Consider the following 26,234-nt stretch of genomic DNA (forward strand, 5'->3'; position numbering starts at 1 on the left):
AATCCACATATCCTTGACTTCTCCATGATGCCTTAGAGAAAACTTCCATATAAGTGACATTAAAAATTCAGAGAGGAGCATCTTCGTCATGGGCGTCCCATACGGATATTATCTCGCGCCAAACGGTCATGTGGCCATCGATCAGGAAAAAGCAAATATCGTGAGAATGATTTATCAGCAATACCTCTCCGGCATGAGCCTGGGCGGGATTGCTGATTTTCTGTTCGAGAGCAACATTCCATCCCCTAAAGGCAGGGAACGCTGGACACAGCCAGTTCTCAGCAATCTGCTTTCCAATCAGAAGTACATCGGCTCCATTGTCAGCTTTGACGATTTCTTTTTAGTGCAGGGAGAGAAAAGCAGGCGGAGCAATATAGATGAGGACACCCATCAGAGAAAGGCCACCCGGTACAACTCGCAGAGTGTACTGAGCGGCCTTTTGGTTTGCGCGGAATGTGGCCATAATTACCGCCGCATTACCCGGCCATCCGGCGAGATCGTCTGGCGTTGTGCCAGCCGGGTGGAGCATGGAAAAAAGTTCTGCCAGCATTCGCCCTCCATACCGGAGGACAGGATCAAGGAAGTCTTTTGTGAGAAGTTAGGCCTGAGCACATTTGACGGGGACAAGATCAAAAGCAAGGTCGATGTCATCTTGGTCCAGTCTGATGGCAGTTTACAGATTGAGCTGCAATGTGCGGAATATTTGGAGATGCTCCCGAATTAAGTCTATCCTTGTAGCAGGCTGTCTGGTATAATATCCCTATCAGCACTTCTGCGTGAGGAGGAGATTATAATGTCAACAACAATTGACAGCATGACAGGGATAAATATAAAATCTCCGTTTTTTGATACGACTGCCTTACTTAATCTGTTCCCTACTCATCGAGCACCAAAAAAGAACCGAGTCGCGTTGGTGTATGGAGCTAACGGGAGTGGTAAGAGTACGATTGCGCAGGGATTTAGAGAATACGCAATGTCAACAACACCCAAAACAGTAGATTTGATTCCTGTAGTTGAAACAGATATCATTAAAATGTCTCCAGGATTGAAAGCCGAGAAATTCTTTGTTTTTGACGAAACATATATTTCCCAAAATATAAGAGTACAGGAAAGCGGCTTGGGGACAATCGTTCTTTTTGGTAAACAAGTTGAACTTGAAAAGCAGTTAGAGGAGCTGGAGAAACAGATTGCTCAAGTTCAAACTGACATCGATTCCAAAAGCGAGTTTATCCAACAGTATAAATCAGCAACTAATGTTGTGGCCCCAGAATACTGGCAAAGTTTAATCATTAAGAAATTACAGGCCGCTGGCGGGTGGGCTGAAACGAGTGGAATCCGTATAAAAAAGAACCACATTAAAACACGTGTAACAGAGATAGAAGTAGACAGGCTTGGTAAGTTAAAACCTCGTATGGATGAGGCAACAACGCGTGCAACGCTTGATGAATTGTTGGTTGTCTTTGATAGTACTGATGCTTCTGCATTACCTATTAGTCCACAGATTCGGGCTATCGAGCCTCCGGAAAAGATAGTAGAATCTGCAAAAATACTTTTAGCAAAAATGCCACAAAAACCAACATTGACTTCGCGTGAGCAGGAGTTACTCCAGTCGATGGGCATTGATGTGCTTTCAACTGCAAAGGGGTTCTTATCGGTAAGATCGCACAAGATTTGCCCAACCTGTTTACAGCCAATATCGGAGGAACATCGGGTAGAATCGTTACAGCGAATTGAGAATATCTTGAACCGCGAAGTAGAGGAATACCGCAACGAGCTAAAAAAATTAATATTGTCCGAAATCCAAGCAGACTTTTATCAGGACTATAGTGTCTTGGATTCCGAACTCTTTGGGAATTTAATTTTACAAATATCCTCTGTTAATAGCGCAATTGGAAATCACAATAAAGTTGTCCAGGCAAAAATTTCTGATCCCCTTTCTCTGGCACAGTATGATACCTTCACAGATTTGATAACCGCGTATAAACAGCTGAATGATATTTTAGTAAAGTTAGAAGATAAAAGATTGTCCTATAATCAAATTATTACAAATAGGCAGACTACAGAGAAAGACCTTTTGAAATTTAATGATGAGATTGCCCATTATACAATTGACTCTGAATATCAATCGTTGATATCACAGAGAACAGCAAAGCAAACCGCAGAGAAAGAGTTGGCCAAGTCACTTCAAGCTAAAAATAACCTTTTAGATAAGCGTCAACTTTTAGATGCACAACGAAAGAATCTTCAAATCGCTGTCGAGCAGATTAACAAATCACTTTCTTATATCTTCTATAGTGATACCAGACTCCAATTGTATCTTGGAAACGACCAAATGTACCACTTGAAAGTGAGTGGGAAGGATGTTTCTCCGAATAAAATATCATGTGGGGAACGAAATGCTTTGGCCTTAAGTTATTTTTTTGCTGAAATTGCAAAAGAAACAGAATTTCAAAAACTATACTATGATGAAATGTTCCTGGTTATTGATGATCCTGTTTCAAGTTTTGATGTTGAAAATCGAGTAGGAATTCTATCATTTTTAAGATATAAGCTAAATCAGATTCTTACATCATGTGCAACAACAAAAGTTCTAATGATGACGCATGATGTGAGTGTGATGTTTGATTTGCAGAAAGCCCTGGACGAAATTTCTTCGAATTGTGCTGGAATAGGGAAGAACTCTGAGTACTGTTCATTCCAACTTCTAAATAAGACAATAACCCCGTTTATGGCAAATTCTCACAATGAATACACGCAGCTAATGCGCTGTGTGTATGAATATGGTTGTAATCCTGATTTTGCGGCGGAACTAACCATCGGTAACACAACAAGACGAGTCTTAGAAGCGTTTGCAACATTCACATTTAAAGAAGGTGTCGAGAAAGTCAGCCTGAATCCACGGGTGCTCACGCTAATTCCTGATCAGAATAAAAGAGCATATTTCCAGAATTCCATGTATCGCTTGGTTTTGAATACTGAAAGCCATTCTAAGGAAAACGTACAAGGAGCACCAGAGATGAGTTTCTTCAGTCATCTTACCACGACAGAGAAACAACACACAGCCAGAGACGTCTTATGTTTTATGTATTGTGTTAACCCAGCACATGTATTGTCTCATTTGCCAGATGCCCAGAAAGAATTGGATGATTGGATGACAAATGTGAAATAGAGTGGAACCTTTAACAAAATATCGATTTTAACCGTCCTTTCCATATTTTGATTATCCGAACGGCAGTATTCGAGTGGATACTGCCGTTCGGATTTTTATTCTATCGAGAATATATGGCAGGTGAGAGCAGGGACAATATCCCTTCCCTTGTGTTTTTCTATTGTTCGATATAATGGGATGCAGGATGGGATTAGAGTGATTAGACAAATGCAGGAACGGGGAGGCGTGCAGCCCTGTGGAAATAAAGCAGTTGATTTTTTTGATTGCTATTGCAGTTGTTGACAAACTACTCGAAAAGAAATCCCCTCAATTTTATAAACGAATGGAATCGCCCTGTCTAATAGCAGCAAGTGGACTCGTGGTAATCTATTGTGTTTCCCTGCTTTGCGTTATTAATACACATACAAACGAAATGTCTGGCAGAGATAGAGCCTTTACTGTAATTTTTTTGTATCCATTATTGCCATCTGTATAGTTGGCATGGCGTTTCGGCGGAAGGACTGGATTAAAAAACGGAAAAACAACTAATGGCATTAAGCCCTCATTGGTGTGAGGCGACAGAAGAATTGTTTTAATCACTCCTGGCCATGCTTGCTTTTATTGTTTAATTTTTCTCTGCACTTTCCACTCGGCAAATTCCTGACATCCGTCCTTTTGCTTGAAAAACATCTGTATTTGCCGAAACAGGACACGGGTTCAAATTTTGATTTTGACACTTCGGCGCGGGGCATTGCCCCTGCGCTGAAATAGGGATATAATAATAAAGAAAATATTTCGTGACCGAGGGAAACCATAATGTATGTTGCAGACCTTCATATCCATTCACGTTTTTCGCGCGCAACCAGTCGGGATTGCGATGCGCCGCATCTGGACTGGTGGGCCAGACGCAAGGGCATTCGGCTGGTCGGCACGGGTGACTTTACCCATCCAGCATGGCGGTCTGAGCTGAAAGAGCAGCTTGTGCCTGCGGGCGACGGTGTGTATACCCTGCGGGAAGCGCTGCGCCTGCCGGACAGCATGCAGGGAGAGACGCCGTATTTTGTCGTGACCGGCGAGATCAGCTCGATCTACAAGCGGGGCGGCCGGACGAGGAAGGTACATAATGTGATTCTGCTGCCAAGCCTGGAAGCGGCGGACGAGCTTGCCGCCCGCCTGGAGGCGATTGGCAACATTCGCTCGGACGGACGCCCGATCTTGGGGCTGGACAGCCGCGACCTGCTGGAGCTGACGCTGGAAGCCTGCCCTGACGCGGAGTTTATTCCAGCGCATATCTGGACGCCGCATTTTTCCATGTTCGGCGCTTTCTCCGGCTTTGACACGATAGAGGAATGCTTTGCGGATCTGACGCCGCATATCCATGCGGTCGAAACCGGCCTTTCATCCGATCCGCCGATGAATTGGCGCGTTTCCCAGTTGGACGGGCTGACGCTTGTTTCCCATTCGGACGCGCATTCCCCCTCCAAGCTGGGGCGCGAAGCCAATCTGCTGGAAACCGCGCTTTCGTATTCCGCGCTGACGCATGCAATCCGGACGGGCGAGGGGTTCCTGGGGACCGTGGAATTTTTTCCGGAGGAAGGGAAATACCATCTGGACGGACACCGGAACTGCGGCGTGTGCCTGACGCCTGCGGAAACCGCGGCGCGGGAGGGGCTTTGTCCGGTATGCGGGAAAAAGCTGACGATCGGCGTAGAGCATCGGGTGGAGGAGCTGGCCGATCGGCCGGAGGGCTTCCGGCCGGAAAACGCCAAGCCGTTTGAGAGCCTGGCACCGCTGCCCGAAGTCATTGCAGCCTCGACGGGCGCTTCCGCTGCCGGTAAAAAGGTCATGGAGCAGTATGAACGCCTGCTGCACGAGCTGGGGCCGGAATTCCATATTCTGCGGCAGTCGCCGATCGAAGAGATCGAGCGGCTGGCGGGACCTTGCGTGGCGGAGGGTGTCCGGCGCCTACGCAAGGGGCAGGTTGAGCGGCGCCCCGGCTTTGACGGGGAATACGGCACGATTTCCCTGCTCACTCCGGCGGAGATCGAGCAGTACAGCGGGCAGATGTCCCTGTTCGGCGCCGAACCGGTAAAGCGCAAACGCGGCGCGCGCAAAATACCGCTAAAACAGGCGGGAACGCCTCCGGACGCGCTGCCGGAGTCCAATCCCGAGACGCTCAATCCGGAGCAGCGGGAAGCGGTGGAGACAGACCGGCCTGTTGTGGCGGTCATCGCCGGCCCGGGAACGGGAAAGACCAAGACGCTGGTCGCGCGCATCGCATGGCTGGTGGAGGAGCGCGGCGTCAAACCGGATGAGATCACGGCGGTAACCTTTACGAACCAGGCTGCTGCTGAAATGCGTCAGCGCCTGGAAAAGCGGCTGGGCGGCAAGCGTGCGGTTCAGCGCATGACGATCGGCACGTTTCACTCGATCTGCCTGCGCCTTCTGGGGGAGGTTCGCCTGCTGGGACAGAGCGAGGCGCTGACCATTGCTGCGGAAACGCTGCGGACCTGCGGGCGGAAAGGCGGCGCGTGGGAGTTGCTGCAGGGTGTTTCCCGTCTCAAAAACGGTATAGCGGCGGACGCTGCCGGCATTGATCGGGAGCTGGCAGAGGCCTATAACGAACGACTGCGCGCGCTGGGCGTGCTGGATTTTGACGATCTGCTGGCCGAGGCGCTGCGGCTGGATACGGCTGGCCGAAAATGCTTCCGTTATTTGCTGGTGGACGAGTTTCAGGATATCAATGACGTGCAGTACGAGTTGGTGCGCGCATGGAGCAGAGGCGGCGCGGGACTGTTCGTCATCGGGGATCCCGACCAGTCGATCTATGGGTTCCGCGGCGCAGGCGGGCGCTGCTTCGGACGCTTACAGGAGGAGCGGCCGGATACACGAGTGATCCGGCTCAAGCGCAATTATCGCTCCACGCCGGAGATCCTACAGGCCGCGCTGCCGGTGATTGACCGGAATCCAGGCGGCCCGCGCGTGCTGGAGCCGAGCCGTCCGGCAGGGGGTGCGGTGCGGCTGGTCACGGCGGCGGACGACTTTGCGGAGGCCGTGTTCGTCGCCAAGGAAGTAGGGCGCATTGCCGGAGGCGTGGATATGCTGGAAGCACAAAAGCATGGGCAGGAGCGCGCCGTCCGTGCGTTTTCTGATATTGCGGTGCTTTGCCGCACCCACCGTCAGCTCGAGCTGGTGGAAAAGTGCCTACGGCACGACGACATCCCCTGCGTCATCAGCGGGCGCGAGGACTTTTTAGACGCGGACGAGGTGCGCGGGGTACTGTCCTTTTTCCGTTTCCTGCGTGTGCCGGAAGATCAAACCGCGTTGGAAACAGCGCTCCGGTTGGTATGGGACTGCCCGGCGGATCTGGTGCAGAAAGCGCGTCAGGCTTGTGCGGAACAGGGGGGCTTCCAACCTGAGGTGTGGGAACCGGTCGTGCGGGGATACGGCTTTCTGGAGGCGTGGCTGGAGCGGGCAGCCGAGTGGCAGCCGCTTGTGGACAGGGAAAAACCGCGCGCACTGGTCGAACGATGGGAGCAGGCCTATGGCAGCTCGCCCGCGCTGGAACGCCTGCGCAACACGGCTGTTTTTTACGAGGATTTCGACAGCCTCTGGTATGCGCTGACGATGGGGCAGGAGGCGGATCTAAACCGCGCCGCGGGAAAAGGCTGGGAGTCCGGCGCGGTGCGTCTGATGACGCTGCACGGCTCCAAGGGGCTGGAGTTTCCGGCGGTCATTCTGGCGGGAGTAACGTCCGGCATGCTGCCGCTGGTGTCGCAAAAGCATCCGACCGATACCGAGGAGGAACGGCGGCTGTTCTATGTGGGTATGACGCGGGCGCGGGAGGAGCTGATCCTCACAACGACAAAAGAAGCTTCTCCATTCCTGTGCGATCTGCCGGAGGCAGTACAGCGGGAAAGCACGGGACGGCGCCGGCAGACGGAGGAGCAAATCAGCTTCTTTTAAGAGCCTGAGCTTGACGGCACGAGGGCTCCGGATGCGAAACAGCCCCTCTTGCTTACTCCGGCATGGCATGACTGCGGTCATCCCGCTTTGCGCCGGGGATAAAACCAAATCCGGCCGTCAGCGGCGGGCGCGTACCGGCTTGGGGTATGCGCCCGCTGTTTTTGGACAAAACGGGGCGCAGAAAAGAGACAAAATGATTAGACATTTAACCGGCGATATGATATACTATCTTTGTAAACGTATTCGGGAAAAGGGCAGTTAGCAGGGAAGAATAAATTGATATTAAATATCAATTAAAAAAATATATTTATTTCTATAAAAACCTATTGACTTTTTTGCTGAACAATACTATACTAAAGGTGTTCCAAATAGAGAAAGGGAGGAACGATTTGAGAATCACACATGAAGCGGACTATGCGATTCGTGTGACCTACTGTCTGGCGCTGGCAGGGGGGAAGCAATGCGCAAAGGACATTTCTGAAACCACAGGGGTAACGCTTCGGTTTGCGCTGAAGATTCTGCGCAAGCTGACGCAGTCCGGCATTACAAAATCCTATAAAGGCGTCGCCGGCGGGTATGAGCTCAATCGAAGCCCTTCCGAGATCAGTCTGGGCGAAATCATTGAATGCATCGACGGGCCGATTGCAATCAATCACTGCCTTGCCAATGAATTCCAGTGTACGCGCGTGGGCTGCCGGAAAGAATGCGATTTTCATCATGTGTTTGGCGAAATCAACAAATCCCTGCGGGAGCAGTTGTTTTCCATTACCATGGAGCGGTTCCTTCCACCCGTGAAAAAGTAAAAAATATTTTTTAGGAGGAAAAAAATCATGAAAAAGTTTGTTTGTTCCGTATGCGGTTATGTTCATGAGGGCGAGGCGGCTCCGGCCGAGTGTCCGATCTGCCATGCTCCGGCTGAGAAGTTCAAGGAGCAGTCCGGCGAGAAGACTTGGGCGGCCGAGCATGTGGTAGGCGTGGCGCAGGGCGCACCGGAAGACATCATGAAGGATCTGCGCGCGAACTTCGAGGGCGAGTGCTCCGAGGTCGGCATGTACCTGGCGATGGCTCGTGTTGCGCACCGTGAAGGCTATCCGGAAATCGGCCTGTACTGGGAGAAGGCGGCTTACGAGGAAGCCGAGCACGCCGCCAAGTTCGCCGAGCTGTTGGGCGAGGTCGTGACCGACTCCACCAAGAAGAACCTTGAGATGCGTGTTGACGCGGAGAACGGAGCAACCGCCGGCAAGTTCGATCTGGCAAAGCGTGCTAAGGCGCTCAACCTTGACGCCATCCACGATACTGTACATGAAATGGCCCGCGACGAGGCCCGCCACGGCAAGGCTTTCGAGGGTCTGCTGGCTCGTTACTTCGGCTAAGCCTGTTTGTTGAGAAATGGAAAGAGGACGGATTGATTCCGTCCTCTTTTTCTTACGATGTTGGTCATAGTCGATGGGCTTCCACTCGCTGCTCCGAACGCCGGCAAAGGTGCATTTCTTTCAGATCGATAAGAGCAGGGAACCGACCGATACGATCAAAGCAGTCAGCAGCCCGGCAATACCGATCGCAAGCCCGCTCATTGCGCCCTCGGTTTCCCCCAGCTCGATAGCGCGCGAGGTGCCGACCGCATGCGCGGCGGTGCCGATGGAAAGCCCCATCTGCACCTCGTTGCGCACGCCGATGCACTTGAGGAACACCGGCAGCAGCATCGCGCCAACAATGCCGGTGAACACCACCGCGATCGTGGTGACCGGCGCAAGCCCGCCCAGCATTTCAGAAAGGGAAACTGCGATAGGCGTGGTCACGGATTTGGGGATGAGCGAGCGCATGGTCGTGTCCGAAAGACCGAACAGGCGGGAAAAAAGAATCACGCTTGCAATGGAAACCACGGAGCCGACGAGCGCGCCGGCAAGGATGGGAAACAGGTTTTGCCGGAGCACGTCCAGCTTGCGGTAGATCGGTACGGCAAGGGCAACAGTAGCGGGGGTCAGGAAAAAAGAGATAAGCCGGCCGGACTGGTTATAAGTCTCGTAGCTGGTGCCAGTACACACCAGCAGCAAGCCAACCAGAACGGAAGCAATCAGCAACGGATTGAAGAGCGCGGAGCCGGTCCGGCGCTGTACCTTTTGTCCGAACGCATAGCATGCGATCGAAACGCATATCCAAAACGGTGCGCTGGAGAGCAGAGCGGTCATGGGCGGACGCCTCCCCTGTCTTTTTTACGCTGCAGTCGCAGCGCGATATGCACGGTGAATGCGGTAGCGGCCGCGGTGCAGAAGGTGGTCAAAACGCATACCGCCAGAAGAGCGAACACCTCGCTTTTGATCTCTGCAAAAATCTCAAGCACGCCCAGACAGGCGGGCAGAAAGAAAAACGCCATGTTGTGCAGTAGAAAGTCGGCCGTATCCTCGATATGGCCAAGCCTGACCGGACCGTATGCGAGCAGAAGCAGCAGCAGCGTCAGGCCGAGTACATTGCCGGGCAGCCGGCCGCGCAGGAGAATGGAAAAGGCGTCGCCTGCGACAGCGCACGCAAGCAGAACGCCCAATTGCTTCATATATTTCAAGTGGCATCTTCTTCTTTCCTGGTTTCATAATTGGCGGTCATGGCGGAGAGCAAGGTCTGGTAGATTGCTTCGGCGTTGGATTTGAATGTGCGCTCGAGCAGCGCGGCCTGCGCGCGGTTGACAACATCCATCTCGATCGCAAACACCTGATCCATCTCCATGCGGACCGTCAGGTCGTGCTCCGAGCGTTCGCTCACACGAGTGCGGATCGCCGCGTCCCGTCGGATCTGCCGCACGACACGGAGCGCGGAGCGCTGCGCCGCCTCACGGACTGGATACGGGAGCTGCTTTTCAAAAATGCGGGTCGTCTCGCGCCCTTTTTCCGTGATGCGGTACAGCGTTTCGACGCTGTCCGCGACCTCTTCGATATGTCCGGTCGGGAGCATTTCGTAAAAGGCCTCGCTGAGCTCGAAATAGCCGAACCCCTCGTCGCACCAGGTCGTCAGATCAACGATGGCGTTGAAGGAAACCGGAAAGGGAAGCAAATCCATCGCAAAAAGAACGAGGAATTTGATATCCTCTTTGGAGTGGATAAAGCCATAGCGAACCATACAGCGCAGACCTCCTCTTTCAAAAAATCGCTCCTTTAGTATATCCTAAAACGCCCGAAAAAGCAACCGGTCCGGCCGGGCAATTATTTGCCGCCCAGCGGAGGGTCGGTGGCAGCACGTCCGCTTTTGCCGAAAAAACGCACAAATGAAAGGCGAACGGATGTACGATTTTTGGAAGCGGAAATGGGAAAAAGCTGTTGAAGAACAGAGAGCAGCGCGGTATAATAAAGTGTCAGATTTTTATGAAACCGAGGGGAAACCGCATGTCGGAAGTTGTTTTGCGCGTTGCGGGCGAGGCGGATGCGCCGGCCATGCTCGCGCTGTATGCGCCCTATGTCATCCAGACCACGGTGTCGAGCGAATACACGCCGCCATCGCTGGAGGAATTCGTGGGCAGGATGCGCACCTATATGGCAAGGCTGCCGTGGCTGGTCTGTCTGGTTGATGGCGAGGTGGCCGGTTACGGCTATGCTTCGCCGCACCGCACGCGCGCGGCCTATCAGTGGTCGGTGGAGACGTCGATCTATGTTGCGGAGGAATGGCACCGCCATGGGATCGCCGGGGCAATCTACGCCGCCCTGTTTGAACTGCTCACCATGCAGGGATACTATAACATCTATGTCGGCATCACCTCACCGAACGAACGTTCCATGAAATTCCACAAGTCCATGGGCTTTATCATTTCGGGCGCGTACCAAGAGAGCATGTACAAATTCGGCCAGTGGCGCGACGTGCTGTGGATGGGCAAAAGCCTGCGCCCGCATGAGGGGGAACCGCAGCCCGCCGTACCGTTTCCGGAGATACAGGACAGTCCGCTGGTGGACCGCGTGCTGCGGCAGGCTGAGCAGCGGATCCACCTGTGAAGCTGCGGGACGGGGAAAAAGGAGGCCGCCATGGAACCCAATCTGCATGAAAACCACCGCCAGCGCGTATGGGAAAAATTCCGCCGGTTTGGTCTGCAGGTGTTTGCCGACCATGAGGTGCTGGAATTACTGTTGTTTTTCGCGATCCGGCGCGGCGATACCAACCCGACCGCGCACGCGTTGCTCAAGCGTTTTGGCTCGCTGCACGCGGTGCTGGAGGCACCACCGGAAGAGCTTCAGAAGGTGAAGGGCGTCGGGCCGCATACCGCGTCGCTGATCAAGGTGGCTTTCGCGCTGGTCGGCCGGTATCAGGCCGATGTGGCGAAAATGGAGGCGAATGGGGACAAGCTTAACAGCAGCGAACGGATCGGCGCGTTTTTCGTGCCGCAGTTTATGGGGGAGAGCGAGGAGGTTCTGATCGCCGCCTATGTCGACGGTGCCGGCAGGGTGATCAAATGCGAGGAAGCCGGCCGCGGCGGGCGCGCGCAGGTCCGCGTGGACTGCGGCAAGATATGCCGCAACGCGCTGCTGAGCGAGGCGGCCGGCGTGGCGATTGCCCATAACCATCCGAATGGGAGAGCGCTCCCGTCGCACGAGGATATCGAGGTGACGCGCATGCTGGAACGCTACCTGAATGATATGGACATCGAGTTGCTCGACCACTGTATTGTCGCGCGGGGAAAGTATTACTCCATGCGGAAGCAGCTGCTGATCGGGCAGGAAAGGAGATAGGGAATGCCGGATTTTCAAATCGTAAGCCCTTACAAAATGGCGGGCGACCAGCCGGAGGCGGTCGCCAAGCTGGTTGAGGGCATCCAGAACGGCCTGACCGAGCAGACCCTGATGGGCGTGACCGGCTCGGGCAAGACCTTCACCATGGCCAATATTATCGAGCAGACCCAGCGGCCGACGCTGGTGCTCGCGCACAATAAGACGCTGGCCGCGCAACTCTGCACCGAGCTGCGGGAGTTCTTCCCGCACAACGCGGTCGAGTATTTCGTGTCCTATTACGACTATTACCAGCCCGAGGCCTATATCGCTTCGACCGACACTTATATCGAAAAGGACTCGGCCATCAACGACGAGATCGACCGCCTGCGCCACTCGGCTACCTCGGCGCTTTCCGAGCGGCGGGACGTGATCATCGTCTCCTCTGTGTCCTGCATCTATTCGCTGGGCGACCCAATCGACTACAAGAAGATGGTCGTTTCCCTGCGTCCAGGTACGGAGATCAGCCGCGAGCAGCTTATTCACCGTCTGATCGACATCCAGTACGAGCGCAACGACATCGCGTTCGAGCGCAACCGCTTCCGCGTACGCGGGGACACGGTCGAGGTCTGGCCGGTCTATTCGGACGAGGACGTGGTGCGCATCGAGTTCTTCGGGGACGAGATCGACCGCATCAGCCGCATCAACCCGTTGACCGGCGTGGTGCTGGGCGAGCTGGGACACACCGCGATCTTCCCCGCGAGCCATTACGTCACGCCCAAGGACAAGCTGCAGGCCGCGATTCGAGATCTGGAGGACGAGCTGGAGGCCCGCGTCAAATTCTTTGAGCAAAACGGCAAGTTGATAGAGGCGCAACGCATCGCGCAGCGCACGCGGTACGATATTGAAATGCTGCAGGAGATCGGCTTTTGCAGCGGCATCGAGAACTACTCGCGCGTGCTCTCGCGCCGCGCGCCGGGTTCGGCGCCGTTTACGCTGATCGACTATTTCCCCAGGGACTTCCTGCTGATTGTGGACGAGAGCCACGTCACCCTGCCGCAGGTGCGCGCCATGTACCACGGTGACCGCGCGCGCAAGGAGAGTCTGGTCGAGAACGGCTTCCGCCTGCCCTCGGCCTACGATAACCGCCCGCTGAACTTCGATGAGTTCAACGAGCGCCTTAACCAGATCGTATATGTGTCCGCGACGCCGGCGGAGTATGAGTTGTCCCGCTCCGGACAGGTGGTTGAGCAGGTCATCCGCCCGACCGGCCTGCTCGATCCAGAGGTGGTCGTGCGTCCGGTCGAGGGGCAGATCGACGACCTGATCGGCGAGATCAACGCGCGTACCGCCAAGGACGAGCGCATTCTGGTGACGACGCTGACTAAAAAGATGGCCGAGGATCTGACCGCCTATCTGGAAAACGCGGGCATCAAGGTGCGCTACATGCACCACGATATCAAGACCATCGAGCGGCAGGAGCTGGTGCGCGACCTGCGCCTGGGCGTGTTCGACGTGCTGGTGGGCATCAACCTGCTGCGCGAGGGTCTGGATATCCCCGAGGTGTCGCTGGTGGCGATATTGGACGCGGATAAGGAGGGCTTTCTCCGCTCGGAAACCTCGCTCATCCAGACCATCGGCCGTGCCGCGCGCAACGAGAGGGGCATGGTCGTGCTGTATGCGGACAGCATCACGCCCTCTATGCGCCGTGCGATGGACGAAACCGAACGCCGACGCACCCTTCAGGATGCGTTCAACAAGGCACATGGCATTACGCCCCAGTCGGTGAAAAAGAAGGTGCAGGACGTGATCGAAATCACCTCCAACGTGCCGACGAGCAGCAAGAAAAAGCTGCGCACCAAGGGCGAGCGTCAGCAGGAGATCGCCCGCCTGACCCGCCAGATGAAAGAGGCGGCCAAGATGCTCGAGTTCGAGATCGCCGCCCAGCTGCGCGACCAGATCAAGGCATTGGAGGAAGGCAGATGAGGATTGTCACCCTGATGGAGGACACCGCGTGCGCGCCGGCGTTTGCCTGCGAGCATGGCCTGAGCTTTTATATCGAGACGAACGGGAAAAGGCTGCTGTTCGACATGGGTCAGACCGGCCTGTTCGTGTGCAACGCGGCGCGGCTGGGCGCCGACCTGGGAGCGGTGGATATCGCCTTTCTCTCGCACGGGCATTACGACCACGGCGGGGGATTGGCGGCGTTCCTGAGCGTTAACAGCCACGCGCCGGTCTATGTGCATGAGCGGGCGTTCGAGCCGCATTTTTCGCACAAGCCGGAGGGTATCAGGGAGATTGGGCTGGACAGCGCGCTCGCACACAGCCCGCGTCTGCGGCGGGTGGATGGCGTGGCGCGGATAGACGACACCCTGACCCTGTTCTCCGATGTCACGGGCGCAGACTGCGTGCCGCAGGGCAACCGCACGCTGTGCGAGCGGGCGGACGGGCAATATTTCCCCGACCGCTTCCTGCATGAGCAGAGCCTGCTCGTGCGCGAGGGGGATAAGACGGTGCTTTTTACTGGCTGCGCCCATCGGGGCGTGGTGAATATCTGCGCCCGCGCCGGAGAGCTTCTCGGCCGCGCGCCGGACGCTGTCGTCGGCGGGATGCACCTGTTCAGCCCGTCCACCGGCAAAAGCGAGCCGGATGAGGCGATCCGCGCGGTCGCGGCGCGGCTCGCGCACACGAGCAGCCGTTACTACACCGGCCACTGTACCGGCGCGCATGCGTTCGAGGTGCTGCGCGAAACGTTTGGGGAGCGGATTTCGCTCCTTGCGGCGGGCAGCGTGATCGAGCTGTAATAAAACCAGAAAAGAGATACTGCATTTTTGGAATAAGGATAGGTGAACATGCAGGAATTTATCCACGTAAAGGGTGCGCGCGAGCACAACCTGAAAAATATCGATATCAAGATCCCGCGCGACAAGCTGGTCGTGCTGACCGGACTGTCCGGCTCGGGCAAGTCGTCGCTGGCGTTTGACACGATTTATGCCGAGGGACAGCGACGCTATGTCGAGTCGCTGTCCAGCTACGCGCGGCAGTTTTTGGGGCAGATGGACAAGCCGGACGTGGACTACATCGACGGCCTTTCGCCCGCGATTTCGATTGACCAGAAGACCACCTCGCAGAATCCGCGCTCGACGGTCGGCACGGTCACCGAAATCTACGACTACCTGCGCCTTTTGTGGGCGAACATCGGCACGCCGCACTGCCCCAAGTGCGGCAAGGAAATCCACCAGCAGACCATCGACCAGATCATCGACCGGCTGATGGCGCTGGAGGAAAAAACGCGCGTCCAGATCCTCGCGCCGGTTATCCGCGGCAAAAAGGGCGAGCACGTCAAGGTACTCGAGGACGCGCGCAAGGCGGGCTACGTCCGTGTGCGCGTGGACGGCGAGGTGCGCGACCTGTCCGATGATATCAAGCTGGCCAAGACCCACAAGCACAACATCGAGATTGTGGTCGACCGCGTGGTCATCCGGCCGGACGCGCGCGGCCGCATCACGGACTCGGTCGAGACTGCGTCCGCGCTCTCGGGGGGGCTGGTCATCGCGGACGTAGTCGGCGGCGAGCCGATCGCGTTCTCGCAGAACTATGCGTGCGACGACTGCGGCATCTCGATTGAGGAGCTGACACCGCGTATGTTCTCGTTCAACAACCCGTACGGCGCGTGTCCGGTGTGTACCGGCCTCGGCATGCAGATGCGTGTCGATCCGGACCGCATCATCCCCAACAAAAAGCTGTCCATCAAACAGGGCGCGATCCGCGCGTCCGGCTGGGGCAGCGCCGAGCCGGGGACGATCGCGGGCATGTACTTCACCGCGCTCGGCAAAAAGCACGGCTTCACGCTGGACACCCCGATCGAGGACTTTTCGGACAAGGCGCTGCACGAGCTGCTGTACGGCACTGGAGACGAGCCGCTCGAGCTGTCGGTCAGCCGCGTGTCGGGCGGCGTGATGCGCCAGCCGTTCGAGGGCATCGTCGTGAACCTCGAGCGCCGCTATAAGGAAACGTCCAGCGACTATTCGCGCGCCGAGATCGAGGAGTGCATGAGCGAGATCCCCTGCCCCGCGTGCCACGGCCGCCGCCTGCGGCCCGAGGTGCTCGCGGTCACGATTGGCGGGCTGAACATCGCCGAATTTTCGGAAAAGTCGGTCGTCAAAGCGATGGAGTTTTTACAGACCCTGCAGCTGACCGAGATGCAGCACAAGATTGGCGACCGCGTTATCAAGGAGATCAAGGACCGGCTGGGCTTCCTGCAGTCGGTCGGCCTGGAATACCTGACCTTGTCGCGCGCCTCCGGCACGCTGTCCGGCGGCGAGAGCCAGCGCATCCGGCTGGCGACGCAGATCGGCTCGTCGCTCATGGGGGTGCTGTATATCCTGGATGAGCCGTCCATCGGCCTGCATCAACGCGACAACGACAAGCTGCTGGCGACCCTTAAACGCCTGCGCGACTTGGGCAATACACTGATCGTGGTCGAGCACGATGAGGATACCATGTTCGCCGCCGATCATATCGTGGATATCGGCCCGGGCGCGGGCCGGAACGGCGGCGCGGTCGTGTTTGAAGGCACGGTGGACGAGCTGCTGCAAAGTGAGCAGTCCATCACCGGACAGTACCTGTCCGGCCGCAAGTGCATCCCCGTGCCTGCGGTGCGCCGCAAGGGCAACGGCAAAAAGCTGACCGTCAAGGGCTGCGCGGTGAACAACCTCAAGCACACGGATTTCACCATTCCGCTGGGTACGCTCACCTGCGTGACCGGTGTGTCCGGCTCGGGCAAGTCCTCGTTCGTCAACGAGATCCTGTACAAAAAGCTCGCCGCCGAGCTGAACGGCGCCAAGACGCGCGCGGGCGCGCACGATAAGTTCGTCGGCCTGTCCTATCTGGACAAGGTGATCGATATCGACCAGTCGCCCATCGGGCGCACGCCGCGCTCCAACCCCGCGACCTATACCGGCGTGTTCAACGATATCCGCGACCTGTTCGCCAAGACCGCGGACGCAAAGGCGCGCGGCTACGGGCCGAGCAGGTTCTCTTTCAACGTCAAGGGCGGCCGTTGCGAGGCCTGCGCGGGCGACGGCCTTTTGAAAATCGAGATGCACTTCCTGCCGGACGTATATGTGCCCTGCGACGTGTGCAAGGGCAAGCGCTACAACAAGGAAACGCTCGAGGTGCGCTACAAAGGCAAAAATATCTACGAGGTGCTCGACATGACTGTGGACGAGGCGTGCGAGTTCTTCGCCAACGTGCCTAAGATCGCCCGGCGGCTGGGAACCATGCGCGAGGTCGGGCTGGGGTACGTCAAGCTCGGGCAGTCGTCCACCACGCTGTCCGGCGGCGAGGCGCAGCGCGCCAAGCTCGCCACCGAGCTGTCCAAGCGCTCGACCGGCAAGACCATCTATATCCTGGACGAGCCAACCACCGGCCTGCACGTCGCAGACGTACACCGCCTGGTGGACGTGCTGCAGAAACTGGTGGACGCGGGCAACACCGTGGTCGTCATCGAGCACAACCTGGACGTGATTAAGACCGCGGACTATATCCTCGACCTCGGTCCCGAGGGCGGGGACGGCGGCGGCCGCTTGGTGGCCGCGGGCACGCCGGAGGAGGTCGCCGCGTGCGAAGGCTCCTATACCGGTCAATATCTGAAGCCGGTGCTTGAACGCGGCAGACAGCGCGAGGAGAAGCGGTAAAGAAACACCCCCGACACCGTCGGGGGTGTTTTGCATGGCAAAGGGATATCCGGCGGGGGGCGGCAACCCAAATGCGCGCCGCCAGGCAAGTTTTTTGCGAAGTGGTTTGGCAGTTTGCCGGATGGATGATAAAATTTTGTGCGAGTTTTGTGACATTTTTGTATACTCCCTTGTCCCATATCAATAATTTTGGTATAATAATGATAATCGAAAATAAATGAGGGAGTTTTATGAAAACCAAACATTGGGTGATTGCCGCGCTGGACGAGCCGCGTGTGCGCATGCTCGCCCACGATTGCGCCTGCGCGCCGTTGACCGCCGCGGTCCTTTCCGCGCGCGGGATCGATACGGCGCAGGCCGCGGAGCGTTATCTGAGCTGCGACTCCAAAGGGCTGCACGACCCGTTCCTGATGGCCGATATGGACAGGGCAGTCCAGACCGTCCGCCGCGCGCTTGAGAATAACGAGCATATCGTCGTTTACGGTGATTATGATGTAGACGGTATCACGGCGACCTGCATCATGGTGGATTATCTGCGCAGCAAAGGCGCGGTCTGCGAATATTATATCCCGAACCGTCTGAACGAAGGCTACGGCCTTTCGCGCGCGGCTATGGAGCGGCTGTATGGCCAGGGGACGCGCCTGCTGATCACGGTCGATTCCGGCATTACGGCGGACGAGGAAATCGCCGCAGCCCGCGCGCTCGGTATGAAGGTCGTGATTACCGACCACCACGAATGCCACGACAGCCTGCCCGAAGCGGACGCCGTCGTGGACTGCAAGCGCGCGGACTGCGATTATCCGTTCGGCAGCTTGGCGGGCGTGGGCGTGGCGTTCAAGCTGATCTGCGCGCTCGAGGGCGATGCCGGAACCGTGCTCGCCCGTTACGCCGATCTGCTGGCGCTCGGCACGGTAGCGGATGTGATGCCGATTGTCGGGGAGAACCGCATTATCGTCGCGGCGGGGCTGAAAAAGATGGCCGAAACCAGCAACATCGGGTTGGAAATGCTGCTGCGCGAGGCCGGCATGAAGCATAAGCGCCTGACCTCCGCTGCGATCAGCTTTGTTCTGGCACCCCGCATCAACGCCGCGGGCCGGATGGGGCAGGCCGAACTGGCTGCCGAGCTGTTCCTGACGCGCGACCCCGTGCGCGCGCAGATGCTGGCCGCAGAGCTGTGCGAACAGAACAAGCGGCGGCAGAATGAGGAAAACCAGATATTGACGCAGGCGCTTGCCCGCCTGCGCATGGAATACAATCCGCTGGAGGATAAGATCATCGTGCTGGCGGGGGAAGGCTGGCATCACGGCGTGATCGGCATTGTGTGTTCCCGCCTGTGCGACCGGTATGGATGTCCGGTCGTGTTGATCGCGCTGGACGAGGACGGGACAGGCAAAGGCTCCGGTCGGTCGGTCAAGGGCTTCAACCTGTTCGAAGCCCTGACCTCGTGCGGGGATTTGCTGCAGCGCTACGGCGGGCATGAGCTTGCCGCAGGGCTGACGGTGGACGCGGCGCATATTGAGGCGCTGCGGGAACGGCTGCGCGCCTATGCAGAAAACCATGTTTCCATGGCCGATCTGATCCCGCAGCTGCATATCGACTGCATGATCGAGCCGGAATGGATCACGCTGGAAAATATCCAAGCGCTTTCCGTGCTCGAACCATACGGCATGCAGAATGAAGAACCGGTATTCTGCATGAAGGATCTGACCGTGGAGGAGATCACGCCCATTTCAAGCGACCGCCATGTCCGGCTGACGCTGGTAAAGGACGGGAAGCGCTGGTCGGCCATGCTGTTCGGCACGGGCGTGGGCGGACTGGGCTTTGCGCAGGGGAATATGGTCGACGCGGCGTTCCACCTGGAGATCAACGAGTTTCGGGGCCGGCGCTCGGTGCAGCTGACGCTGTGCGACGTGCGGCTGAGCGAATGCGAAAACCTTGCCGACCAAAAGCTGCTCAACCTGTATAACACCTACATGGCGGATGGCCCGCTGACCGCGCGGGAGGCGCGCATCCTGCTGCCCGACCGCAGCGATCTGGTCGCGGTATGGCGGCATATCGTGTGCCGCGCGGAGGACGGCCGCCTTTCCGTACCATCCAACGCGCTCTCACGCCGTATCGCCTGGGAAAGCCGCAGGGAGATCAATATTGGCAAGCTGTTCGTGTGTCTCGACGTGTTTTCCGAGTCGAGCCTGATCAGCTACCATTTCAAAGAGGGGATGCTCAACATCCTGCTCAAGCCTTACGAGGGTAAGGCGGATATATCGGGCTCGGTCGTCCTTGCCACGCTGCAAAGCATGGCGGGATGACAGCCGAGGGGGAAATTATATGCAGAATAAACTGGATTTTTTGATCGAGCGCGTGCAGAAACAGAATCCGCAGGCGAATATTAAAAAAATCCGCGCAGCCTATGAGTGCGCCTCCGCGGCGCACGAGGGGCAAAAGCGGAAAAACGGCGAGCCGTATATCATCCATCCGGTCTCGGTGGCCGAGATCGTGGTTGAAATGGGGCTGGATACGGATTCGATCTGCGCCGCGCTGCTGCACGACTGCATCGAGGATACGCAATTCGGCTACAAGGAGATCGAAAACAAGTTTGGCACGCCTGTCGCGGAGCTGGTGGACGGCGTTACCCGCTTGGGCATGCTGCGCTATTCCAAGGAGCAGGAGCAGTTCGAGGACCTGCGCAAGATGTTCCTCGCCATGGCCAAGGATATCCGCGTCATCCTGATCAAGCTGGCCGACCGGCTGCATAACGCGCGCACGTTCCAGTTCCTGCCCGAGCGCAAGCAGCGCGACAAGGCGCTCGAAACCATGGAGATCTATGCGCCGATCGCGCACCGGCTGGGTATGAGCCGTATCAAATGGGAGCTGGAGGACCTGTGCCTCAAGGTACTCGACCCGATCGGCTATAACGAGATCGTCGAGGGCCTCAGGGCGCAGAGCGAGCAGCACGAGGAATTCCTCAAGGGGATACAGGAGCGCATCAGCGAGAAGCTGGCGGAGGCGCATATCCATAATACGATTTCGGCGCGCGTCAAGCATATTTATTCCATTTACCGCAAAATGTACGCCCAGCATAAGACGATCGACGAGATCTATGATATCTGCGCGGTGCGCGTGATCGTGGATACGGTGGCGGACTGCTATAATGTACTCGGCTATGTGCATGACTTGTATAAGCCTATCCCCGGACGCTTCAAGGATTATATCTCCACGCCCAAGCCCAATGGCTACCAGTCCCTGCACACCACGGTCATCGGCCGCGCGGGCATCCCGTTCGAGATACAGATCCGCACGACCGAGATGCACAAGATGGCCGAATACGGCGTCGCGGCGCACTGGAAATACAAGCAGGGCTTGGATAAAAAGGGCAACGAGGAGGCTTTCGCCTGGATCCGCCAGCTGCTCGAGGCGCAGCAGGACACCGAGGCCGAGGACTTCATCAAAAATATCAAGGTGGATCTGTTCGCGGACGAGGTGTTCGTGTTCACGCCCAAGGGCGACGTGGTCAACATGCCCGCGGGCGCGACCCCGATCGACCTAGCCTACGCCATCCATTCCGCGGTCGGCAACCGGATGACCGGCGCCAAGATCAACGGCCGCATCGCGCCGATCGATAGCCAACTGAAAAACGGCGACATCGTGGAGATCCTGACCTCCAAGGAGGCGCATGGACCCAGCCGCGACTGGGTCAAGATTGTCAAAACCACCGAGGCGCGCAACAAGATCAAGCAGTGGTTCAAAAAGGAGTGCCGTGAGGAGAATATCATCAACGGCCGCGAGGATCTGGACCGCGAGCTGCGCGCCAACCTGCTGTACAACGGCTTTTACGAGAACGAGGAAGTACAGAAGAACACGCTTAACAAGTTCTCGTTCAACACGCTCGACGAGCTGTACGCCGCCATCGGCTACGGCGGCATCACGCTGACCAAGGTCATCAACAAGGTCAAGGACGACGTGGGAAGGCTGCGCCGCCAGCGGGAGATTGCGGAGCATCAGAATCACCCCCATGTCGAACAGCAGCGCCGCACGACGCGCAGCTCGACCGGCGTGGTGGTCGAGGGGATCGACAACTGCCTGGTCAAATTCGCGCGCTGCTGCACGCCGATCCCGGGCGACGAGATCATCGGCTTTGTCACGCGCGGCTACGGCGTGTCTATCCACCGTCGGGACTGTGTCAACGTCCATGTGGCGGAGGATCCGGATCGTTGGGTAAAAGCCTGGTGGGACGAGGATCAGGTCACCGCGGACCGTGCGGGCCGGTTCTCGACCGGCCTGCAGATATCGACCCGCAGCCGTATCGGGGTGCTGAACGACGTGACGACGATCTTCGCGGTCTGCAAGATCAATGTGCATGAGATTTCGGCAAGGGATCTTAACGACGGCTACGGCGTGATCAACGCGATGGTCGACGTCGCGGGCGTACACCAGCTGGATAACCTGATCAGCCGCCTGCGGTCGATCAAGGGTGTGGTGGATGTGACGCGTACAGTGGATACAAATTGAGTATTGGATTGCGGCGTGCAGCCGCGGCCGAGAGGGCGCGGAAAGGCTTCGGGAGGCGAAACATTTCCACGTTCAGAGGAATAAAAACTGTGATATGGGTTCGCGGTTTTTATGAAAAATGCCGCTCCGCGGCATTTTTCTGTTAGAAGCTGCACGAGGTGTGCGGAATGGAAACGGAGAATAAAAGCTATGAGAGCACTCATTCAGCGCGTGACGCGCGCATCGGTGACGATCGGCAGCGCGGTGCGCGGAGAGATTGGACAGGGCTTTCTGATCCTGCTGGGCATCACGGATGGAGACACGGTGGACGACGCGGTTTATCTGGCCGACAAGACGGTTAAGCTGCGGGTGTTCACGGATGAGAACGACAAGATGAACCGCTCGCTCGCGGATGTGGGCGGTGGCATCCTCGTGGTATCTCAGTTTACCCTGTACGGGGATTGCAAAAAGGGAAACAGGCCGAGCTTTACCGCCGCGGCGCGGCCCGAAACCGCGGTCCCGCTGTACGAGGCGTTCATCGCGCGCTGTCGGCAAAGCGGCCTGCCGGTCGAAACCGGCGAGTTCGGCGCGGATATGAAGGTCGACCTGTGCAACGACGGGCCGGTCACACTATGGATGGATACCGCACAGATGCGGTGAGGGAAAGGAGAACCAGCTTATGAAAATCATGCAGCTTTGCGTGGGCATGGTCGCCACGAACTGTTATATTGTATACGATGAAAAGAGCCGCGAGGCCGCGGTGATCGACCCAGGCGACAACGCCACCTCTATCCTGAGCGCGGCGAAAAAGGAAAAGCTGGATATCAAATATGTTCTGCTGACGCACGCGCATTTTGACCATATCCTTGCCGCGCACGAGGTGCTGGCGGCAACCCATGCGCAGTATGTCGTACCCGAGGGGGATCTGTGGCTGCTCAAGCGGGAGAATATGGGTCAGTTCCGCTCGTTGGCCAGCGCCTATGTGGAGGATAAGCCGGATCTTTTGGCGAACGAGGGGACACAAGTGACGTTCGGCGGGATGACGGCGACGTATATGAACACCCCCGGCCATACGCCCGGCTCGTCGGTCATCCGGATTGGCGACTGCCTGTTCACGGGCGACACGCTGTTCCGGCATGAATGCGGCCGGTGCGACCTGGAGGGCGGTGATTTCGGGCAGATGCTGCGGTCGCTGCGGCGTCTGCACGACCTGGAGGGGGATTACAAGGTGCTGCCCGGGCATGAGGGCATCTCCACCCTGTCCGAGGAGCGCGCGGCCAACCCCTATATGGCGCAGGCGGTTGGCAGACGATGATTTATACGCTGGAGGGACACGCGCTCAAGCATGCGGTGGAGGAAATGCTGTTCCATCTGCTCCCCACGGCGGCGCTTGCGCGGGCGGATGCCGTGGATGCGGCGGACGGGACGGGGGACTATTGCCGGAGCGTCCTGACCGAAGTGGACGGCAGGGCGCGGGCTTGCGCCGACGTCCGCATCGGCGGCGTAACGCGTCGCAGCGAGCGGTGCGCGTCGGTTCAGGGGCTTGCGCCGCTTGCTTATAAACGCACGGTCACCGAGCTGGTCAAGACGACCGTGTACGAGGCTGTGGTGCCGTCGCTTGCCCAGCCGCCCGTATGGGGCAGCCTGACCGGCGTGCGCCCCGCCAAGCTCGCGCGCGGGCTGATCGAGCGGGGGATGGCGCGCGGCGAGGTGGCAGAGTACCTGCGGGAGCACTTCCATGTTTCGCCGGAGCGCACGGCGCTGACCATACGCGCGGCCGCAACGGCGATAGAGATGGATAAGCGGATGGGCGAAAAGGATATTTCCCTTTATGTCGGTATTCCGTTTTGCCCGTCGCGGTGCTATTACTGCTCGTTTGTATCTTCCGCGACCGCGCAGTCCGGCCACCTGATCGAGCCGTACCTGGAAACGCTGTGCCATGAGATCAGAGAGACCGCCGCGCTGGTGCGCGAGGCGGGCCGGCGGGTGCAGAGCGTGTATATCGGCGGCGGCACGCCGACCACGCTGGACGAGAACCAGCTCTCGCGCCTGCTTGACACACTTGAACAAAGCTTTGATTTTTCCGGACTTTGTGAATATACTGTGGAAGCGGGGCGTCCGGATACGATCACACCGGGCAAGCTGCGCGTGTTGCGCGCGGCGGGCGTGGGACGGGTCAGCATCAACCCGCAGTCCATGGACGACGCGGTGCTGGCCGCGATCGGGCGCAGGCACGTGGCGTGCGATGTGCTGCGCGCCTATGACGAGGCGCGGCGGGCGGGCTTTGCTGGCATCAACATGGATGTGATCGCGGGGCTGTCCGGCGATACGCCGGACAGCTTCGCCCGAACGGTGGATACCTTGATCGGCCTTGCGCCGGAGAATATCACGGTACATACGCTGGCCATCAAGCGAGGGGCGGATCTGACGGATAAGCAGGCCGCCGCCGCGCAGCGCGAGGCGGTGGCGCGTATGCTGGACGGCGCCTCGCGCGCGCTGCAGGGCGCGGGCTACGGCCCGTATTACCTGTACCGGCAGAAATTCACCACCGGCGGCTTTGAGAATGTCGGCTGGTGTCGGCCGGGGACCGAATGCTTCTACAATGTGGCCATGATGGAGGAGCTGCAAACCATTTTGTCGCTCGGCGCGGGCGGCGTTTCCAAGCGCGTCGAGCGGGACACGGGCTGGATCGAGCGAACGAACAACCCCAAGTATCCGCTCGAATACATTCGGGCGGCGGACCGGCTCGCCGGTGGTAAGCGTAAATTGCTTTTCCCAAAGCAGTAAGGAGGAACACGGCTATGGCGGAATACACACTCAAATATATCAACCACCGCGCGCGGTACGATGCGGCCGACTTTATCGCGGAATGTGAACGGACGTACCATGCGCAGGTGGATCAGGTGGCGGAGGAAATCGCGGAAAACAGCCGTCAGAAGCCGATCGTGCTGATCAACGGCCCCTCCTCGTCCGGAAAGACCACGACCAACGACCGGATCGGCCGCGCGCTGGAAAAACGCGGCATCCATGCGGAGATGATCTCGATGGACGATTATTACCGCACGGTCGGCAGCTATGACATCCCGCCGGACACGGAAAACGGCGTGCCTGACCTGGAAAGTCCGGAATGTATGGATCTGCCGCTGCTGAGCCAGCATTTGACCCAGCTGGTCGCAGGAGAGGAAATCGACCTGCCCCGTTTTGATTTTGAAACGCGTACTTCAATCCCGCACGCGCGTTCGCTGCGTCTGGATCCGGACGAGGTCGTGCTGATCGAGGGGATCCACTCGTTCAATCCGGTCATCATGGGGGATCTCGCGCACGCGGCGACCGGCGTTTACCTGTCCGTGGCAAGCGCGGTCGTCCCCAAGGAGGGGGCGCGGGTCGAGCCGTATATGCTCCGCTTCCTGCGGCGGGCCATGCGGGACAGCCTGTTCCGCAATTCGCCAGTCGAGGACACGCTGCGCCAGTGGAACTCAGTGCGGCGCGGAGAAAAGCTGTATATCGCGCCGCATCGCGGGCAGGCCAACCTGACGGTGGACACCTTCCTGCCGTATGAGCTCAATATACTCATGCAGTATTTGGCGCCCAAGCTCCGCCTGCATCGGGAGGAGCTTGGCAGGGCGGGTCTCGTGCCGGTCGGCGCGGTGCTTGATCAGGTAGCGCCGATCGATTATACGGATTTTATCCCCGAGGATTCGGTATTGCACGAGTTTATTGGGTAAAATACAGGCGCGCTTGCTTTTTATAGGGCTATGCAGTATAATAAAATGCAATATAGCGGGGCGGACAGTCCCGTTGGAAGGAGCGAGGACCCATGGATGCAAAAATGCAGACGTTTTTGGAAAAGGTCAAGGTAATGGCGGATAAGACCGGCAAAGCGGCTGGCCGCGCGGCGGATGCCGCCGGAAAGAAAGCGACCGAGCTTGCCAGCGCGACGCGGATCAACCTCCAGATTTTTGATCTGAATACCGAATGCGAGGTGCTGTTCAAAGAGATCGGCAGAATGGTGTATGAGCTGCATCGGGGAACAGAGGTCTCTAACGAGGAAATGGATCAGAAGATCGATTTGGTGGATGAGAAGCAGGCCAGGATCGCCGCGCTGCGCGAGGAGCTTGCAGGCATGAAGTCGGTCGTGACCTGCCCGCACTGCGGGCGTCCGTGCAGCAGGGAGGATGCGTTTTGCTCCGGCTGCGGCGGCGCGCTGTGAGCGCATATTTTAGAGCGCCCTGCCATACCGTACAATAAGAAAAG

At 57.7% G+C, this 26,234-nt stretch carries 20 protein-coding genes; 17 read left to right on the forward strand and 3 right to left on the reverse strand.

Annotated features, from left to right (window positions below; all coding sequences use genetic code 11):
• Nucleotides 1-88: 88 nt before the first annotated feature.
• The 5 genes from DBQ51_RS15365 to DBQ51_RS15385 all read left to right on the forward strand — a co-directional run bounded on the left by DBQ51_RS15365 (nucleotide 89) and on the right by DBQ51_RS15385 (nucleotide 8,487).
• On the forward strand, nucleotides 89-724 hold the full coding sequence (locus tag DBQ51_RS15365) for a recombinase family protein (protein ID WP_107632002.1): 636 nt from the start codon (nucleotides 89-91) through the stop codon (nucleotides 722-724).
• Between the two features lie 69 nt (nucleotides 725-793).
• A complete protein-coding gene (locus DBQ51_RS15370) occupies nucleotides 794-3,169 on the forward strand; it encodes an AAA family ATPase (protein WP_107632003.1) in 2,376 nt (791 codons plus the stop codon).
• Nucleotides 3,170-3,964: 795 nt separating this feature from the next.
• Entirely contained in the window at nucleotides 3,965-7,114 is a 3,150-nt protein-coding gene (locus tag DBQ51_RS15375; protein WP_107632004.1) for a UvrD-helicase domain-containing protein, read from the forward strand.
• A 389-nt stretch (nucleotides 7,115-7,503) separates the two neighbouring features.
• Nucleotides 7,504-7,917 carry an RrF2 family transcriptional regulator gene (locus tag DBQ51_RS15380; protein ID WP_054327318.1) on the forward strand — a complete coding sequence of 138 codons (414 nt, stop codon included), beginning with the start codon at nucleotides 7,504-7,506 and terminating at the stop codon, nucleotides 7,915-7,917.
• A 27-nt stretch (nucleotides 7,918-7,944) separates the two neighbouring features.
• Nucleotides 7,945-8,487 carry an NADH peroxidase gene (locus tag DBQ51_RS15385; protein WP_054327319.1) on the forward strand — a complete coding sequence of 181 codons (543 nt, stop codon included), beginning with the start codon at nucleotides 7,945-7,947 and terminating at the stop codon, nucleotides 8,485-8,487.
• Between the two features lie 120 nt (nucleotides 8,488-8,607).
• Here DBQ51_RS15385 and DBQ51_RS15390 read toward each other — a convergent pair whose 3' ends face one another.
• The 3 genes from DBQ51_RS15390 to DBQ51_RS15400 are packed head-to-tail and all read right to left on the reverse strand — an operon-like array spanning nucleotide 8,608 to nucleotide 10,225.
• Nucleotides 8,608-9,303: an LrgB family protein gene (locus tag DBQ51_RS15390; protein ID WP_054327320.1), complete on the reverse strand. Its 696-nt coding sequence runs from the start codon at nucleotides 9,301-9,303 to the stop codon at nucleotides 8,608-8,610.
• Nucleotides 9,300-9,665 (reverse strand): CidA/LrgA family protein, encoded by a 366-nt coding sequence (locus DBQ51_RS15395; RefSeq protein ID WP_147574152.1) that lies wholly within the window; start codon nucleotides 9,663-9,665, stop codon nucleotides 9,300-9,302. Before DBQ51_RS15395 ends, DBQ51_RS15390 begins: the two co-directional genes overlap by 4 nt.
• A 5-nt stretch (nucleotides 9,666-9,670) precedes the next feature.
• Nucleotides 9,671-10,225, reverse strand: coding sequence for a DUF4364 family protein (locus DBQ51_RS15400; RefSeq protein ID WP_107632006.1), 555 nt, complete (start codon nucleotides 10,223-10,225; stop codon nucleotides 9,671-9,673).
• Nucleotides 10,226-10,488: 263 nt separating this feature from the next.
• Here DBQ51_RS15400 and DBQ51_RS15405 point away from each other — a divergent pair, with 263 nt between their 5' ends.
• The 12 genes from DBQ51_RS15405 to DBQ51_RS15460 all read left to right on the forward strand — a co-directional run bounded on the left by DBQ51_RS15405 (nucleotide 10,489) and on the right by DBQ51_RS15460 (nucleotide 26,190).
• On the forward strand, nucleotides 10,489-11,088 hold the full coding sequence (locus tag DBQ51_RS15405; protein ID WP_054327323.1) for a GNAT family N-acetyltransferase: 600 nt from the start codon (nucleotides 10,489-10,491) through the stop codon (nucleotides 11,086-11,088).
• A gap of 30 nt (nucleotides 11,089-11,118) precedes the next feature.
• Nucleotides 11,119-11,820, forward strand: coding sequence for a JAB domain-containing protein (locus tag DBQ51_RS15410; protein ID WP_054327324.1), 702 nt, complete (start codon nucleotides 11,119-11,121; stop codon nucleotides 11,818-11,820).
• A gap of 3 nt (nucleotides 11,821-11,823) precedes the next feature.
• Nucleotides 11,824-13,782 carry an excinuclease ABC subunit UvrB gene (gene uvrB, locus DBQ51_RS15415; RefSeq protein WP_054327325.1) on the forward strand — a complete coding sequence of 653 codons (1,959 nt, stop codon included), beginning with the start codon at nucleotides 11,824-11,826 and terminating at the stop codon, nucleotides 13,780-13,782.
• Complete coding sequence (locus tag DBQ51_RS15420; RefSeq protein WP_054327326.1) at nucleotides 13,779-14,600, forward strand: MBL fold metallo-hydrolase; 822 nt, start codon at nucleotides 13,779-13,781, stop codon at nucleotides 14,598-14,600. The genes uvrB and DBQ51_RS15420 overlap by 4 nt, the downstream gene beginning before the upstream one ends.
• Before the next feature lie 48 nt (nucleotides 14,601-14,648).
• Nucleotides 14,649-17,495 carry an excinuclease ABC subunit UvrA gene (uvrA, locus tag DBQ51_RS15425; protein ID WP_107632007.1) on the forward strand — a complete coding sequence of 949 codons (2,847 nt, stop codon included), beginning with the start codon at nucleotides 14,649-14,651 and terminating at the stop codon, nucleotides 17,493-17,495.
• A 230-nt stretch (nucleotides 17,496-17,725) separates the two neighbouring features.
• Entirely contained in the window at nucleotides 17,726-19,801 is a 2,076-nt protein-coding gene (gene recJ / locus DBQ51_RS15430) for a single-stranded-DNA-specific exonuclease RecJ (RefSeq protein ID WP_107632008.1), read from the forward strand.
• Nucleotides 19,802-19,820: 19 nt separating this feature from the next.
• Nucleotides 19,821-22,001: a RelA/SpoT family protein gene (locus tag DBQ51_RS15435; RefSeq protein WP_107632009.1), complete on the forward strand. Its 2,181-nt coding sequence runs from the start codon at nucleotides 19,821-19,823 to the stop codon at nucleotides 21,999-22,001.
• A 189-nt stretch (nucleotides 22,002-22,190) separates the two neighbouring features.
• Nucleotides 22,191-22,640: a D-aminoacyl-tRNA deacylase gene (dtd, locus tag DBQ51_RS15440; RefSeq protein WP_054327328.1), complete on the forward strand. Its 450-nt coding sequence runs from the start codon at nucleotides 22,191-22,193 to the stop codon at nucleotides 22,638-22,640.
• 19 nt (nucleotides 22,641-22,659) lie between these two features.
• Nucleotides 22,660-23,295, forward strand: a complete 636-nt coding sequence (locus tag DBQ51_RS15445; RefSeq protein ID WP_107632010.1) for an MBL fold metallo-hydrolase — start codon at nucleotides 22,660-22,662, stop codon at nucleotides 23,293-23,295.
• A complete protein-coding gene (gene hemZ / locus DBQ51_RS15450) occupies nucleotides 23,292-24,767 on the forward strand; it encodes a coproporphyrinogen dehydrogenase HemZ (RefSeq protein ID WP_107632011.1) in 1,476 nt (491 codons plus the stop codon). The genes DBQ51_RS15445 and hemZ overlap by 4 nt, the downstream gene beginning before the upstream one ends.
• 14 nt (nucleotides 24,768-24,781) lie before the next feature.
• Nucleotides 24,782-25,705: a uridine kinase family protein gene (locus DBQ51_RS15455; RefSeq protein WP_054327331.1), complete on the forward strand. Its 924-nt coding sequence runs from the start codon at nucleotides 24,782-24,784 to the stop codon at nucleotides 25,703-25,705.
• A gap of 92 nt (nucleotides 25,706-25,797) precedes the next feature.
• Nucleotides 25,798-26,190, forward strand: a complete 393-nt coding sequence (locus DBQ51_RS15460) for a hypothetical protein (RefSeq protein WP_107632012.1) — start codon at nucleotides 25,798-25,800, stop codon at nucleotides 26,188-26,190.
• Nucleotides 26,191-26,234 lie beyond the last annotated feature (44 nt).

The organism is Agathobaculum massiliense (genome assembly GCF_900291975.1).
Lineage (GTDB): Bacteria > Bacillota > Clostridia > Oscillospirales > Butyricicoccaceae > Agathobaculum > Agathobaculum ammoniilyticum.

Coding starts and splice junctions, on each gene's coding strand:
- DBQ51_RS15370 (WP_107632003.1), top strand. CDS start 794: ATGTCAACAACAATTGACAGCATGACAGGGATAAATATAAAATCTCCG.
- DBQ51_RS15460 (WP_107632012.1), top strand. CDS start 25,798: ATGGATGCAAAAATGCAGACGTTTTTGGAAAAGGTCAAGGTAATGGCG.
- DBQ51_RS15375 (WP_107632004.1), top strand. CDS start 3,965: ATGTATGTTGCAGACCTTCATATCCATTCACGTTTTTCGCGCGCAACC.
- uvrA (WP_107632007.1), top strand. CDS start 14,649: ATGCAGGAATTTATCCACGTAAAGGGTGCGCGCGAGCACAACCTGAAA.
- DBQ51_RS15410 (WP_054327324.1), top strand. CDS start 11,119: ATGGAACCCAATCTGCATGAAAACCACCGCCAGCGCGTATGGGAAAAA.
- DBQ51_RS15445 (WP_107632010.1), top strand. CDS start 22,660: ATGAAAATCATGCAGCTTTGCGTGGGCATGGTCGCCACGAACTGTTAT.
- dtd (WP_054327328.1), top strand. CDS start 22,191: ATGAGAGCACTCATTCAGCGCGTGACGCGCGCATCGGTGACGATCGGC.
- DBQ51_RS15455 (WP_054327331.1), top strand. CDS start 24,782: ATGGCGGAATACACACTCAAATATATCAACCACCGCGCGCGGTACGAT.
- DBQ51_RS15420 (WP_054327326.1), top strand. CDS start 13,779: ATGAGGATTGTCACCCTGATGGAGGACACCGCGTGCGCGCCGGCGTTT.
- DBQ51_RS15390 (WP_054327320.1), bottom strand. CDS start 9,303: ATGACCGCTCTGCTCTCCAGCGCACCGTTTTGGATATGCGTTTCGATC.
- recJ (WP_107632008.1), top strand. CDS start 17,726: ATGAAAACCAAACATTGGGTGATTGCCGCGCTGGACGAGCCGCGTGTG.
- uvrB (WP_054327325.1), top strand. CDS start 11,824: ATGCCGGATTTTCAAATCGTAAGCCCTTACAAAATGGCGGGCGACCAG.
- DBQ51_RS15365 (WP_107632002.1), top strand. CDS start 89: ATGGGCGTCCCATACGGATATTATCTCGCGCCAAACGGTCATGTGGCC.
- DBQ51_RS15400 (WP_107632006.1), bottom strand. CDS start 10,225: ATGGTTCGCTATGGCTTTATCCACTCCAAAGAGGATATCAAATTCCTC.
- DBQ51_RS15385 (WP_054327319.1), top strand. CDS start 7,945: ATGAAAAAGTTTGTTTGTTCCGTATGCGGTTATGTTCATGAGGGCGAG.
- DBQ51_RS15435 (WP_107632009.1), top strand. CDS start 19,821: ATGCAGAATAAACTGGATTTTTTGATCGAGCGCGTGCAGAAACAGAAT.
- hemZ (WP_107632011.1), top strand. CDS start 23,292: ATGATTTATACGCTGGAGGGACACGCGCTCAAGCATGCGGTGGAGGAA.
- DBQ51_RS15395 (WP_147574152.1), bottom strand. CDS start 9,665: ATGAAGCAATTGGGCGTTCTGCTTGCGTGCGCTGTCGCAGGCGACGCC.
- DBQ51_RS15405 (WP_054327323.1), top strand. CDS start 10,489: ATGTCGGAAGTTGTTTTGCGCGTTGCGGGCGAGGCGGATGCGCCGGCC.